The 13,803-nt window shown below is 69.7% G+C and carries 14 protein-coding genes; 7 read left to right on the forward strand and 7 right to left on the reverse strand.

Going from position 1 to position 13,803, the window contains the following annotated elements; all coding sequences use genetic code 11:
• Positions 1–106 precede the first annotated feature (106 nt).
• From BLQ91_RS14440 to BLQ91_RS14450, 3 genes are all read left to right on the forward strand, one after another.
• On the forward strand, positions 107–538 hold the full coding sequence (locus BLQ91_RS14440; protein WP_090097351.1) for a hypothetical protein: 432 nt from the start codon (positions 107–109) through the stop codon (positions 536–538).
• Positions 539–1,255 (forward strand): GNAT family N-acetyltransferase, encoded by a 717-nt coding sequence (locus BLQ91_RS14445; protein ID WP_090097352.1) that lies wholly within the window; start codon positions 539–541, stop codon positions 1,253–1,255. It abuts the gene before it with no gap.
• An 81-nt stretch (positions 1,256–1,336) separates the two neighbouring features.
• Positions 1,337–2,350, forward strand: a complete 1,014-nt coding sequence (locus BLQ91_RS14450; protein WP_090097353.1) for an NADP-dependent oxidoreductase — start codon at positions 1,337–1,339, stop codon at positions 2,348–2,350.
• A 171-nt stretch (positions 2,351–2,521) separates the two neighbouring features.
• Here the strand turns inward: BLQ91_RS14450 and BLQ91_RS14455 are convergent, their stop codons facing one another.
• A complete protein-coding gene (locus BLQ91_RS14455; protein WP_090097354.1) occupies positions 2,522–4,084 on the reverse strand; it encodes an FAD-binding oxidoreductase in 1,563 nt (520 codons plus the stop codon).
• Between BLQ91_RS14455 and BLQ91_RS14460 the strand changes: the two genes are divergently transcribed.
• Positions 4,083–4,658 carry a TetR/AcrR family transcriptional regulator gene (locus tag BLQ91_RS14460; RefSeq protein WP_090097355.1) on the forward strand — a complete coding sequence of 192 codons (576 nt, stop codon included), beginning with the start codon at positions 4,083–4,085 and terminating at the stop codon, positions 4,656–4,658. The two genes, BLQ91_RS14455 and BLQ91_RS14460, sit on opposite strands and share 2 nt — an antisense overlap.
• Positions 4,655–6,040 (forward strand): glycerol-3-phosphate dehydrogenase/oxidase, encoded by a 1,386-nt coding sequence (locus BLQ91_RS14465; RefSeq protein ID WP_090097356.1) that lies wholly within the window; start codon positions 4,655–4,657, stop codon positions 6,038–6,040. Before BLQ91_RS14460 ends, BLQ91_RS14465 begins: the two co-directional genes overlap by 4 nt.
• Positions 6,041–6,091: 51 nt before the next feature.
• On the opposite strand, the gene BLQ91_RS14470 is transcribed toward BLQ91_RS14465, so the two are convergent.
• From BLQ91_RS14470 to BLQ91_RS14480, 3 genes are read right to left on the reverse strand one after another with little or no spacing between them, the layout of a single operon-like run.
• Positions 6,092–7,822: a WXG100 family type VII secretion target gene (locus BLQ91_RS14470; protein WP_090097357.1), complete on the reverse strand. Its 1,731-nt coding sequence runs from the start codon at positions 7,820–7,822 to the stop codon at positions 6,092–6,094.
• Positions 7,819–8,127 (reverse strand): hypothetical protein, encoded by a 309-nt coding sequence (locus tag BLQ91_RS14475; protein ID WP_090097358.1) that lies wholly within the window; start codon positions 8,125–8,127, stop codon positions 7,819–7,821. Before BLQ91_RS14475 ends, BLQ91_RS14470 begins: the two co-directional genes overlap by 4 nt.
• A gap of 22 nt (positions 8,128–8,149) precedes the next feature.
• Entirely contained in the window at positions 8,150–8,602 is a 453-nt protein-coding gene (locus BLQ91_RS14480; protein WP_090097732.1) for a YbaB/EbfC family nucleoid-associated protein, read from the reverse strand.
• A 129-nt stretch (positions 8,603–8,731) separates the two neighbouring features.
• Here BLQ91_RS14480 and BLQ91_RS14485 point away from each other — a divergent pair, with 129 nt between their 5' ends.
• The gene (locus tag BLQ91_RS14485) at positions 8,732–9,640 is read left to right on the forward strand and encodes an ABC transporter ATP-binding protein (RefSeq protein ID WP_090097359.1); all 909 of its coding nucleotides are present in this window, start codon (positions 8,732–8,734) and stop codon (positions 9,638–9,640) included.
• Positions 9,637–10,818 (forward strand): ABC transporter permease, encoded by a 1,182-nt coding sequence (locus BLQ91_RS14490; protein WP_090097360.1) that lies wholly within the window; start codon positions 9,637–9,639, stop codon positions 10,816–10,818. The genes BLQ91_RS14485 and BLQ91_RS14490 overlap by 4 nt, the downstream gene beginning before the upstream one ends.
• On the opposite strand, the gene BLQ91_RS14495 is transcribed toward BLQ91_RS14490, so the two are convergent.
• From BLQ91_RS14495 to BLQ91_RS14500, 3 genes are all read right to left on the reverse strand, one after another.
• Positions 10,808–12,052 carry a cryptochrome/photolyase family protein gene (locus BLQ91_RS14495; protein WP_245733423.1) on the reverse strand — a complete coding sequence of 415 codons (1,245 nt, stop codon included), beginning with the start codon at positions 12,050–12,052 and terminating at the stop codon, positions 10,808–10,810. The genes BLQ91_RS14490 and BLQ91_RS14495 overlap by 11 nt on opposite strands.
• 48 nt (positions 12,053–12,100) lie before the next feature.
• Positions 12,101–12,259 carry a hypothetical protein gene (locus tag BLQ91_RS41325; protein ID WP_176959750.1) on the reverse strand — a complete coding sequence of 53 codons (159 nt, stop codon included), beginning with the start codon at positions 12,257–12,259 and terminating at the stop codon, positions 12,101–12,103.
• A 76-nt stretch (positions 12,260–12,335) separates the two neighbouring features.
• Positions 12,336–13,649 carry a citrate synthase gene (locus BLQ91_RS14500; protein ID WP_090097361.1) on the reverse strand — a complete coding sequence of 438 codons (1,314 nt, stop codon included), beginning with the start codon at positions 13,647–13,649 and terminating at the stop codon, positions 12,336–12,338.
• Between the last annotated feature and the right edge of the window lie 154 nt (positions 13,650–13,803).

Here is a 13,803-nt window from a genome sequence, read left to right on the forward strand (position 1 = left end):
GCCGACCGGTGTCGGCTCGGTCACCGTTCGCAGTGGGAATCGACACCTTCGAGATTGCCGTCCTCGCCACCGTGGGTACACGTCAATTGGAGTTTCGATGAACCCGATGACGACGATGTTCGAGCCGGTCCCGTCGCAGCGTCAGAGCGAGGAGGTGATCGAGGTGCCGGCGCTCTCCGCGGTCGAGCGCTACAAGGAGATCATCGCCATCGCCACCGACGCGGCGGCCCGCCAGCGCAAGCTGGACGAGGTGCGGTGCGCGGAGCTCGCCCGGCGGATCGCGGCGACCCAGCACGAGATCGCCGAGGTGCGCGATCGCGAGCGGGTCGTGCGGATGGGCGCCGCGCTGCACTGGGAGGCCGCTGTCGAGCAGTTGTGGAACGAGCGCTGGCTGCAGATGGTCACGTTCCCGCAGCCGGACGAGTCGGTGCCCCCGCGTCCCCAGGGCGAGTACAACCACGCGATGGACGTGGCGTACCAGGCGCTGGAGGACTCGCTCGCGAAGCGGACCCTGTTGCGCCGCAAGCAGAAGGACTGAGTGCGCCGCCTGCGCACCACCGCCGACGTGCTGGACTCCAGCGACGACCCGCTCGTCCGCTGGGCGTCCCAGGCGCTGTCGGCGGGAGGTGCCGCCTGGGAACACTGCGGCGCGGTCGCCGTGCACGCCCCCTGCCTGGCCCGGCGCCGCCGCCTGGTCCTCGCCGGCCCGGCCGAGGGCGTGGCCTCGCTGCTCGCCGCGCACGGCCGCGGCGTGGACCTGAGGCCGCTGATGGAACGCCGGCTGGCCGAGGAGGTCGAGCCGCTGATGCCGTCGCCGTGGGTCGAGGACAAACCGTTCGGCTGGATGGACCGCACGGGCACGCTCGACCTGCCCGGGGACGCCTCCTGGCTCACCGGCACGGACGACGTGACACCGCTGCTGCGCGAGGCGAACCCGGACTCGTGGGCCTGGCCGGGTGAAAAGGGCGTCCGCCGCTGGGCGGGAATCCACGACGACAGCAACACCCTCGTCGCCACCGCAGCCGAAGCGTGGTCGTCCACCGACGTCGGCTTCATGATGGGCGTGGCCGTCCACCCGTCCCGCACGAACCAGGGCCTGGGCCACCGCGTCTGCCAGTTCGTGACGTCGTCCCTGCTCACCCGCTACGGCACGTGCGCTCTGTTCGTGGAGAACCACAACGCCCCGGCCATCGCCGTGTACCGCAAGCTCGGCTTCGGATATCGCGACGTCACAACACTTCTGCCTGCGGCCTGAATCACATTCCGGAACAGTCGTCACCAGCAGGCGGTTGAAACGGATAATTGATCCACAAATCAGGATGGAGATGGTTCGACCATGACCAGCACCGCACTCGAGGTCCGGCTCGCGGCCCGCCCGACCGGCTGGCCGACCGAGGACACCTTCGAGATCGCCGAAGTCGGGATCCCGACGCCGGGCGAAGGCGAAATCCTGGTCCGCAACGTCTTCATGAGCGTCGACCCGTACATGCGCGGCCGCATGAACGACGTGAAGTCCTACGTCCCGCCGTTCCAGGTGGGTGCCCCGCTGGACGGCGGCGCGGTGGGCGAGGTGGTGGCAGTCGGCGCAGGCGTCGAGGGCTTCGCGGAGGGCGACAACGTCCTGCACGGCCTCGGCTGGCGCGACTACTCCGTCGTCAACACCAAGTACGCCGTGAAGGTCGACAGCTCCGTAGCCCCGCTCACCACGTACCTGGGCGTCCTGGGCATGCCTGGCCTCACCGCCTACGCGGGCCTCCTGGTCACCGCGGAGTTCAAGCCGGGCGACACCGTCTTCGTCTCCGGCGCGGCAGGCGCCGTGGGCCAGATCGTGGGCCAGATCGCCCGCCTGAAGGGCGCGGCCCGGGTCATCGGCTCCGCCGGCTCCGCGGAAAAGGTCAAGTACCTCACCGAAGAACTCGGCTTCGACGCGGCCTTCAACTACAAGGACGGCCCGGTGGCCGACCAGCTCGCCGCAGCCGCCCCCGACGGCATCGACGTCTACTTCGACAACGTGGGCGGCGACCACCTCGAAGCAGCGATCTCGAGCCTGAACCTCAACGGCCGAATCACCATGTGCGGCGCCATCTCGCAGTACAACGCCTCCGAGAAGCCCACCGGCCCGAGCAACATGATCCAGATCCTCGCCAAGCGCCTCACCCTGCGCGGCATGCTGGTCGGCGACCACAAGGGCCTGCAGCAGCAGTTCGTGAGCGAAGTGGCGGCGTGGATCGCCTCAGGCGAACTCAAGTACTCCGAAACGGTGGTGGAGGGCGGCGTCCGCCAGGCCCCCGCAGCCTTCCTGGGCATGCTGCGCGGCGAGAACACCGGCAAGATGCTCGTGAAGTTCTGACAGCCGTCCCGGTGGGCTGTCCTGCCACGAGTCGCACCACAGCTCTTGCCGCACGCCCAGGGGTGTCGACTCGACACGCTCTTCGTCGAGTCGACACCCTCCAGGCAGGACAGAGCCAGGGGAAGCTCACCACGAGGTGGCCGCCCGCAGAGCAACCACCGACAACCCGGACTAGATCAACTTCCCGGGGTTCAAGATCCCGGTCGGATCCACCCGCTGCTTCACCGCCCGCAGCACCGACACCCCCACGCTCCCGATCTCCCTCTCCAACCAGGGCGCATGATCAACCCCGACAGCGTGGTGATGCGTGATGGTGCCCAGAGAAGAAACAACCTCGGAAGCCACAGCCTTGGCCCGCCCCCACTGCCCCACGGGGTCCTCAAGATCCCGAGGCACCAGAACCGTGAAGTACAACGAGGCCCCGGTCTCATAGGCGTGCGAGACGTGGCACATCACCACGGGATTCCCGAGCTCGGCGACCAAAGCGGCCCGAACAGCCGAACGCACCTCGGAAACACGGGACCAGTGAGCAGCGGTCTCCAAGGTCTCGACGCAGACGCCGGCATCCAGAAGCGCATCCCGCTGCCGAGGCCCGTTGAACCGCCCGTGCAGCCACGACGCCCCCATTGACCGCCCGAGCCGGACGACCTTGTGCCCGCTCAACGAGCTCATGGTCGCGGACCGGGACCGGCACTCCCACCCCAGGATCACCAGGCAGGGCTGCGACACCCGCCGGAACCGCAGGTACTTGCGCAGCAGGGCGGCCTTCTCCCCGGCCATCTCCAACGCGACCTCGGTCTCGTCCGCATCGGACAGCCGGGTGATGTCGGCGAGGACCCCGTCCTGGGCCAGGGTCCGGACGAGCGCAACCCCGGCCTCCCACCCGTCCACCACGAAGCCCTCGTACCGGGGCCCGTACGGCCGGGGCCGGACGCGGACGGAAACCTCGGTGATGACCCCGAACACCCCTTCGCTGCCGAGGACCAGCTGCTTCAGGTCAGGTCCGGCGGCGGAAGCGGGAGCGGTCCCGGCCACCCACTCCCCCACGGGGGTGGCCACCCGGACGGACTCGACCATGTCCTCGAAACGCCCGTACCCGGACGACGCCTGACCAGCGGACCGGGTGGCGGCGAACCCACCGATGGTCGCCCGCTCGAACGACTGCGGCACGTGCCCGAGCGTGAACCCGTGCTCTTCCAACAACTTCTCGGCTTCAGGCCCGGTCAACCCGGCCTGGAGCACAGCAACCCGTGACACCGGGTCGACGGACACGAGAGAAGCAAGCCCGGAAACGTCCAGCGCCACCACAGCAGCCTTGGACCCGCGCAGAGCCTCGACCCCGCCCACGACAGAGGTGCCCCCACCGAACGGCACCACGGCGACGTCGTGCTCGACGCAGACCTTCAGCACCTCGACGACCTCGTCGGGCGAGCCGGGCGTCACGACGGCGTCCGGCACGGCCGGCTCCCCGTGCCCGCGGCGTCGCAGCAGGTCGAGGTACGACAGGCCACCGGCACGCCCCAGCCGGTCCTCGTCGTCGGCCGAGACAGCGCACACGGCTTCCAGCGCCGTGAACGCGTCAGCGGACAGGGTGGACGGCGGCGCCGACACGGACACCTCGGAGAACGGCTCGCCCAGGCCGACTCGCTGGGTCAGCCACGCCAGCGCATGCGGCGGCAGCGGCACGGTTTCGGTGGTCCATCTCGCCCTGGTCACTGCTACAGTGTGACACATGACGTCTCAACGTCACACCCACGACGCTCTGCTCGACGCGACCCGTGAGTGTGTTCTCGAGGTCGGGGTGCGCCGGACGACCCTCACCGACGTGGCGAAACGGGCCGGCGTGAGCCGCATGACGCTCTACCGCCGCTACCCCGACGTCGACCACCTCGTGCGGGCCCTGATGACGCGGGAGTTCGCCGCGCTGCTCGCCGAGGTGGAACGGTCGAGCGGCCAGGGCAACGCGCGCGAGCAGCTCGTCCAGCGGGCCGTGGACGCCATCCGGCTGCTGGACGCCAACCCGCTCATGCGCCGGGTCATGCAGCTCGACGCGGACCTGATGCTGCCGTACCTCACCGACCGGCTCGGCAGCACGCAGCGGCTGGTCGAGCAGTTCCTCGTCGCGCAGATCGAGGCGGGACACCTCGACGGGTCGATCCGGTTCGGCGACGCCAAGACGCAGGCCCGCGTGGTGCTGCTGAGCACGCAGTCGATGGTGCTCTCGACGAGGCCCGCCACGTCCGGGCTCGAGTTCACCTCGCTGCTCGACGAGCTCGCCCGGCAGCTGGACGGAGCCCTGAAGCCGTGAACACCTCCCTGAACGCCGCCAGGCGCGCCGAAGACCTCGAAGCGGCACAGCGGGAGGTCGCCGACGTCCTCGTGGTCGGCGGTGGTGTCACGGGCGCGGGCGTCGCCCTCGACGCGGCGTCCCGCGGCTTGAAGACGGTGCTGCTGGAGGCGCACGACCTGGCGTTCGGGACGTCGCGGTGGTCCAGCAAGCTCGTCCACGGAGGTCTGCGCTACCTCGCGAAGGGCGACGTGCGGCTCGCCCACGAGAGCGCCGTGGAGCGCGGGATCCTGATGACCAGGACGGCTCCGCACCTCACCCGCACGCTGCCGATGCTGTTCCCGTTGCACGCCACCGCGGGTCACTTCGTCATGTCGGGCTTCCGCGCCGGCAACGCGCTGCGCATCGCCGCCCGCACCCCCGCCGACGTGCTGCCCGGACCGCGCAGGGTGTCGAGGCACGAGGCGCTCGCGCTGGTCCCCGGCCTGGACGCGGAGAAGCTCACCGGCGGGCTGCTGAGCTACGACGGCCAGCTCGTCGACGACGCGCGGCTCGTCGTGGCTCTGGCGAGGACCGCCGCGGGCCACGGCGCGAAGATCATCACGCGCGCGAAAGTCGGGACGCTGCAAGGAGATGGAGCCGAGGCGCGGGACACGCTCACCGGAACCTCGTTCACCGTCAGGGCCAGGGCCGTGATCAACGCGACGGGCGTCTGGGCCGGCACCCTCGCACCGGTGCCCCTGCGGCCGTCGCGCGGCTCGCACCTCGTCCTCGACGCCGGGAGCGCCGGGATCACCGCGACGGCGCTGACGATCCCGGTGCCGGGCGAGCGCAACCGCTACGCGTTCCTGCTGCCCCAGGCCAACGGCCGCGCGTACCTCGGCCTCACCGACGAACCGGTCGACGAGATCCCGGACGTGCCGGTCGTTCCCGAGTCCGATGTGGACTTCCTGCTCACGACGGCTTCCCGGGTGTTGCGGCGGAGCCTGACCAGACAGGACGTCCTCGGCAGCTACGCGGGCCTGCGCCCGCTGCTGCAGGCAGAAGGCACCACCGCGGACCTCTCCCGCCACCACGCCGTGCTCAGGGCGCCGAACGGCGTCATCACGATCGTCGGCGGCAAGCTCACCACCTACCGCAAGATGGCGGCAGACGCGGTGAACGCGACGAACCTGACGCAGATCCCCTGTCGCACCAAGGACATCCGCCTCGTCGACGACAGGCCCGCTCCGACCACGCCGATCGCTCCCGGCGTCACCGAGGCCGACGTCGTCCACGCGATCCGGCACGAGGGCGCGCTCGACGTCGACGACGTCCTGGACCGGCGCACGCGGATCGGCCTGGTGCCGAGCGACCGCGAGAAGGCCGCCCCCGAGATCGCCGAACTCCTGACCAGCGCGTGAAACGGGGCGCCCCGTGAGGGACGCCCCGTTCTCAGCGCAAGGACCGCAGGATCATTCGCCGATGACCGGCTTCGCGGCCTTGGGCGGGTCGACCAGGGCCTCGCCCTCGATCCGCACCTTCCGCTTGTGCTCGCTGTTGCCGCCCTGCTGGCCACCGGCACCGGCCATGGGAGCACCACCCATCATGCCGCCCATGCCGCCGCCGGCACCCTTCCCGCCACCGCCGGCGCCGGGCGCGCCCGCTGCGGGCGCCGGGCTGCCGCTGGCCGCGGGCATGACACCGGCCGCGCCGCCGAACTGCGTGGCCGAGGTGCCACCGGCACCACCGCCACCCGCGGGGCCGCCGCCCATGCCGGCGGGGATGCCGCCGCCACCGCCGCCGCCCATGCCGCCCTTCGGGATGCCACCGCCACCGCCACCACCCGCACCGCCGCCGGACGCGGCCGTCGCGGCGTGGTCAGGGGTGGCCGGGCGGTACCAGTCGGTGTTCGGCGTCGTGGGCATGACACCGATCGACGGCGGCTTGACGCCCGTGTTGCCCCCGGCCGTCGTGGTCGTGTCAGGCTCCCAGTGACCCGGGACCCAGCGACCTCCGCCGGAGCCGGAGCCGGAACCCGTGCCCGTGCCCGTGCCGGAGCCGGAACCCGTGCCGTAGCCGGGCGGAGGGGTGTACCCGCCGTGGCTGACCTGGCCACCGGAGCCGGTCTGCGGCCGTCCGCCGGTGCCGCCGTGCTGCCCGGGAACGGGCTGGAACGGCGTCACCGCGGGACCGGTGCCGACGCCCGAGCTCCAGCCGGACGGACCGCCCGAGGCGTTGCCGGGCACCGGCTGGAAGGGCGTGACCTGGGGGCCCGCACCCGACTGGCCGAGGCCGCCGCCGCCGGAACCGCCGCCGGCGCCGCTCGTGTACGTCCCGCCCGCACCGGCGGACGCGCGGTCCTGCTGGTCGGCGCGGATGCCGTCGAAGCCGCCCTGCGTCTGCCGGGTGATGCCACCGGCGCCGCCGCCACCGCTCCTCTGCGCCATCGAGGAGATGGCGTCGATGACCTGCTCGGCGACCTTGGCGATCTGCGTGACGGACTTGATCAGGTTCATCAGCTTCTGCACGGAGCCGACGAGCTTCTGCAGGAAGTCGGCGAGCTTCTTCGCGTAGTTGACCGCGGTGGTCACGATGTCCGAGATCGCGCCCGCGATGGCCGCGCCGAAGGTGAGGAAGGAGGCCGCCAGCCACTGGATGATCTTCATGACCATGTCCGAGACGGCCTGGCTGATCAGGTCCATGATCATCTTGCGGACGGTGCCGACGAGCTGGCCCGCGCCCTCGACCGCGCCGGCGATGCCGTCGACGGACTTGGCGAGGGTCTCGAGGCCGCCCGCGTGCTTCTTGGCGGCGGTGCGGTAGCCGTCGGCCGCCCGGCCCTGCCACTCGCGGGTCTGCGAGACGCAGATCTTTTCGTACTCGGTCGCGATGCCGTGGACCTGCTTGCCCGCGGAGCGGAACGACTCGGCCATCCGCGAGATGGACTCGGGGCTGCCGAGCAGGACGTCGAACGGCTCGCGCAGGAAGTCGACGTGCTGGATGGCCCAGCTGAACCCGGCGGACAGGAAGCCGCTCAACGGGTTCGCGGACATGCCGACGATGCCCATCGCCGTGTTCGCGATGCCGAGGCCCGCGTTGACCCAGTCCCCCCGCTCGATGGCGGAGTAGGTGGTGGAGATGCTCGTGATCAGCTGCTGGGGGTCGGTGCCCTTGGCCTGCGACTGCGACGCTGGGGCGGTCATCCCCGGCCTCCCTTGAAACCGAACATGTTGTCGAGGTCGACCTGCTCGTACTGCTCGATGGTCTCGCGGAGACCGGTGCTCATGTCCATCAGCGAGTTCGCCGCCTTGCCGAGCCCGTCCTGCGACAGCCCGGCCTGCTGCAGGACGTTCTGGGCCAGGAACCCGAGGAAGACGCCGAACGCCTCGGTCGTGAGAGCCCCCGGGTCACACGTCTCGGTGGCCTTGCGCATCCGCTCCATGAGCTTGTTCACGTTGGCCGCGTGAGTTCTGAGCTCGTCCAGGTCGATGTTGAACTGCTGCTGCATGCCTAACCCCCTCCTCCTGCACTCAGGCCATGACGTCGGGCGGGTTGGTGAAGTACTCGTCGTCGGGCCGCGTGTCCTTGCGCTCCAACTCCGACTTCGGTTCTTCCTCGTCGGTTCCATCGCCCTTGTAGCCGTTCGGCATCTGGGCCTTCACGAACTCGAGAGCGGGGCTGTCACCGACGAAGTCCGTCATGATCTGCACCACACGCCCGGAGGCGTCGCGCTGGGCCTTCGCGGAGGCCGTGAGCACGGCGGAGGCGATCTCGGAGGGGTCCATGCCGCGGGCCTCGGGCTTGATCTGCAGGCCGGTCAGCACGCCCGTCGCGTTGACCGTCACCGTGATCAGGCCGTCGGGCGAGCTGGCGCTCCCGCCCACACCTCCGAGCTGGTCGCGGGCCTGCTCGGCGTTCTGCTTCGCCTGCTCGATCTTGGCCCCGTACTGCGCGAGCCACTGGTCCGGGTCAATGGGCTGCATGGTCACCCCCGTTGAGTGAATTGGTCGTTCGTTCGATTCGCCGTAGACGCCCGTATCGTTTCACCCGTTCCCTGCTCACCGATACTTTCCGTCCGATTACCGCCATCCGGGCTAACGAAGGGGTTCACCGTGCCTGAGGGAGTGCTGGAGATCGACGCGGTCTCCAAGCGCTACGGGGAGGTCGTAGCCCTGCGGGACATGTCCTTCGACGTGCGCGGGGGCGAGCTCTTCGGGTTCGTCGGCAGCAACGGCGCCGGGAAGACCACGACCATGCGCATCGCGCTGGGCGTGCTCGCGGCCGACTCCGGCGAGGTGCGGTGGAACGGCAGAACCGTCGACCTCGACACGCGGCGCCGCATCGGTTACATGCCGGAGGAGCGCGGCCTCTACCCGCGGATGAAGGTGCTCGACCAGCTGGTCTACCTGGCCGAGCTGCACGGCATGGGCACCAACGAGGCCCACACGAGCGCGGAGAACTGGATCGCGCGCCTCGGCCTGCGCGACCGCCGCTCGGACGAGGTGCAGCGCCTGAGCCTCGGCAACCAGCAGCGCGTCCAGCTCGCCGCCGCGCTGGTGCACGAACCGGACGTGCTGGTGCTCGACGAGCCGTTCTCGGGCCTCGACCCGGTCGCGGTGGACGTGATGAGCCAGGTGCTGCGCGAGAAGGCGTCCGCCGGTGTGCCCGTGGTGTTCTCGAGCCACCAGCTCGACCTCGTGGAACGGCTGTGCGACCGCGTCGGCATCGTCAGCGAGGGCTCGATGGTCGCGAGCGGCACGGTGGACGAGCTCCGGTCGGGCGGGGTGCCGCGCCTGGTCGTGGAGTCGCCGACCACCGGCTGGGCTGACACCCTGGACGGCGTGCGGGTGATCGAGAAGGAAGAGACGCGCTGCGTGCTCGAGCTCGCCGACGGCGTGGACGACCAGGCGGTGCTGCACGCGGCGCTGGCGGCCGGCCCGGTGCACGAGTTCTCGCGGCAGCGGCCCTCGCTGACCGAGCTCTTCCGCAACGTCGTGACCACCGAGGGCAGGAGCGCATGACGCCGGCCCGAGCGGTCTCGCTGGTGGCGAAGCGCGAGTTCGTCACGAAGGTGCGCACCAGGTCGTTCCTGATCGGCACAGCGGTGATCATCGCCGTGCTCGCCGGGTACGTGGTGCTGCAGTCGGTGCTCTTCGACGACCGGCAGCGCAGCGTCATCGGTCTGTCCGGGCAGGCCACCCAGCTCGCGGACCCGTTGCGGGACAAGGCGATGTCGTTCGGCATCGAGGTCGAGACGCGCGACGTCACCCCCGCGGGCGACGCCGAGCAGCAGGTCCGCGACGGCGAGCTGGACGCCCTCGTCACGGGTGCGCCGCCGGAGCTGAAGATGATCGTCAGGGGCTCCGGCGACGAGGTCCTGACGACGGTGCTGAACGACGTGCTGCGCCAGCAGGTGCTCGTCGCGCAGCTGGCCGAGGCGGGCATCACCCCGCAACAGGTCGCGCAGAACCTGGCGAACGTCAAGGTCGCCGTGACGGCGCTGGAACCCGTTGACCCGCAACACGGTCAGCGCCTCGCCATCGGGTTGGTCGTGGCCGCGCTGCTGTACTACTCGTTGCTGGTCTACGGGACGATGGTCGCGCAGGGCGTGGTGGAGGAGAAGTCCAGCCGCGTCGTGGAGATCCTGCTCGCGACCGTGCGGCCGTGGCAGTTGTTGCTGGGCAAGGTGATCGGGCTCGGCGCGGTCGGCCTGCTGCAACTGCTGGTGATCTCCACCATCGGCCTCGGGCTGTCCTCGGCGTTCGACGTCGTGGACGCCGGCTCGCTCGGCGGCGCCGCCCTGCTGACCGGCATCCTCTGGTACCTGCTCGGCTTCTTCCTGTACGCCACGGTGTTCGCGGCCGCCGCGTCGCTGGTGTCGCGGCAGGAGGAGCTGCAGTCCGTGCTGACGCCGATCAGCATGACGATCATCGTGGCGTTCGTCGCCGGCATCAACCTCATGATCGGCAGCCCGACCGGGGCGACGGTGACGGTCCTGTCGCTGCTGCCGCCGTTCGCCCCGATCCTGATGCCGGGCCGGATGGCGCTGGGCGTCGCACCGGCCTGGCAGGTCCTGCTGGCCGTGGTGCTCGCCCTGGCCGCCATCGCCGCTATCACGTGGCTGGGCGGGAAGGTCTACGCGAACGCCGTGCTGAGGACCGGCGCCCGCGTCAAGCTCCGCGAGGCGCTCAGGCTTTGATCGCCTGGTAGCGGTCGAGCGCCACCTGGCGTTCGACCGCGTGGTCCACGATCGGCGTGATGTCCGGCGAGTCGGGTGCGTACCTGCGCACGTAGGCGCCGTGCGGGTCGAACTTCTCGGCCTGCGTCGTGGGGTTGAAGACGCGGAAGAACGGCGCCGCGTCCGTGCCGCAGCCCGCCACCCACTGCCAGTTGTGCTGGTTCGAGGCGAGGTCGCCGTCGACCAGGTGCTCCATGAAGTGCCGCGCGCCCCACCACCACGGCAGGTGCAGGTCCTTGACCAGGAAGCTGGCCGTGATCATGCGCACCCGGTTGTGCATGAAGCCCTCCTGCTTGAGCTGCCGCATGCCCGCGTCCACGATCGGGAACCCGGTGCGGCCCTCCTTCCAGGCCTCGAACAGCTCCTTGTCGTCGTCGTGCACCATGCGGTCGAACTTGCGGTCGTAGTTCTCCCGCGCCGTCTCGGGCCTGTGCCACAACACGTCGGCGTAGAACTCGCGCCAGGCGAGTTCGCTGCGGAACGTCCCGTCGCAGTCCCGCAGGAGCGTGCGGGGGTGCAACACACCCCACCGCAGGAACGCGGACATCCGGCTCGTCGCGTCGAGGTCGGGCCGGTCGCGGGTCTTGTCGTAGTCAGGCAGCCGTTCATCGCGGAACTTCTCCCAGAGCGCCTGGGCGTCGGGCAGCTTCTCCTCGACGTCCGGGATCTCCTGGCCGCCGTGCGGCTCCACCCAGTCCACAGTGGAGGAGTCGCTGTCCGCGGGCCGGCGCCAGCCGTGCTCCAGCCAGGCGTTGCGGAACGGCGTGAAGACCTTGAACGAAGTCCCGTCCTGCTTGAGCACCCGGCCCGGCGCCACGGCGTAGGGCGAGCCGGTGCGCACGAGCTCGACGTCCCCCAGCGCCTCCTCGACGGCTTCGTCGCGCTTGCGCCCGTACGGCGCGTAATCCGCCGAGATGTGGACACTGCCCGCACCGATCTCCTCCGCAATGCGCGGAACGGTCGTCACCGGGTCACCGTGCACGACCATCAGGCGGCCGCCCAGTTCGTCGTTCAGGGCGTGCAGACAACGGTGCAGGAAATCAATTCGCGCCTGCCCCGACGGTTTCAGCAACCGGTCGTCGAGAACGAACAATCCGAGCGCGCGGGGAGACCTTTCCGCAGCCGCGAGAATGGCCGGATGATCGGATGTCCGCAGATCGCGGCGGAACCAGACGATCGAGGGTTCGGAGCTCACCGTTCGACGCTAAGGCGAGCCCGACGGGGCTGCACGACGAGCGGCGACTCACACGGGTGACGCGGCGAGTTCGAGGGTGATGAGCCGCATCATGCGCAGCAGTCGTCCGTAGTAGTGGGCCGCGTAGGGGCGGTAGTGCTCCGACCGCGGATCGGCGAAGACTGCCCGCGCAACCGCGCCACCTCGGCCCGCACGTCCGTCACGCACCACCCCCAGAAAACGCTGAAGGCGCGTCACCCGGTGGGTGACGCGCCTTTGGCTTACGAAAAAACCTAGCCCGTGATCAGCGGTTTTCCATCGCGACGAAGTCACGCTCCGTCGGGCCGGTGTAGATCTGCCGCGGGCGGCCGATCTTCGTGGCCGGGTCGTTGATCATCTCGCGCCAGTGCGCGATCCAGCCGGGGAGCCGGCCGAGCGCGAACAGCACGGTGAAGAACTTCGTCGGGAAGCCCATCGCCCGGTAGATCAGACCCGTGTAGAAGTCCACGTTCGGGTAGAGCTTGCGGGAGATGAAGTAGTCGTCGCTCAGGGCGGCTTCTTCGAGCTGCTTCGCGATGTCGAGCAGCTGGTCGTCGGCGCCGAGCTTGCCGAGGATCTCGTCGGCCGTCTTCTTGATGATCGCGGCGCGCGGGTCGTAGTTCTTGTAGACCCGGTGGCCGAAGCCCATCAGGCGGACGCCGTCCTCCTTGTTCTTGACCTTGTTGACGAACGACTTCACGTCGCCGCCGTCGGCCTTGATCTTCTCGAGCATCTCCAGCACCGCGCTGTTCGCGCCGCCGTGCAGCGGGCCGAACAGGGCGTTGATGCCCGCGGAGATGGACGCGAAGAGGTTCGCCTCGGAGGAGCCGACCAGGCGCACGGTCGACGTGGAGCAGTTCTGCTCGTGGTCGGCGTGCAGGATGAACAGCAGGTCGAGCGCGCGGACCAGGTCCGGGTCGAGGTCGTAGGCCTCGGCCGGGAAGCCGAAGGTCATGCGCAGGAAGTTCTCCACCAGACCGAGTGAGTTGTCCGGGTAGAGGAACGGCTGGCCGACCGACTTCTTGTACGCGTAGGCCGCGATCGTCGGCAGCTTGGCCAGCAGGCGGATCGTGGAGATCTCCACCTGGTTCGCGTCGAACGGCGACAGCGAGTCCTGGTAGAAGGTCGACAGCGCGGAGACCGCGGACGACAGCACCGGCATCGGGTGCGCGTCGCGCGGGAAGCCGTCGAAGAAGCGCTTGAGGTCCTCGTGCAGCAGGGTGTGCCTGCTGATCTTCTGCGAGAAGTCCTCGAGCTGGGCGGCGGTCGGCAGCTCGCCGTAGATCAGGAGGTAGCTGACCTCGATGAAGTTCGAACGCGCGGCCAACTGCTCGATCGGGTACCCGCGGTAACGCAGAATTCCGGCGTCACCGTCGATGTAGGTGATCTCGGAGGAGCAGGAGGCCGTGTTGACGAAACCGGTGTCCAGGGTTACCAGGCCGGTGGTCGACAGCAGCTTGCCGAGATCGATGCCGGACGCGCCTTCGGACGCCCGCACCACCTTCATCTCGAGCTCTCCGCCCTCGTGGCGCAGCGCGACGGTCTGTGGGTCGTTCGGCGCAGTCGTCGCGTCGGGCATTCAAGTCCCTCTCAACGCTCGGACGGGGTGGCGGCAGACCACGCTGGGCCTGCCGTCGTCTCGGACCACCCCGTTGGGATCTGAGTCTTCAAGTCCACTCACGCTAGTCGGCGGAAGGCCCGCCTCGCAGCAGCGGTGTGAACCGATTCTGTGA

This window comes from Lentzea jiangxiensis (assembly GCF_900104175.1).
GTDB classification, from domain to species: Bacteria; Actinomycetota; Actinomycetes; order Mycobacteriales; family Pseudonocardiaceae; genus Lentzea; species Lentzea jiangxiensis.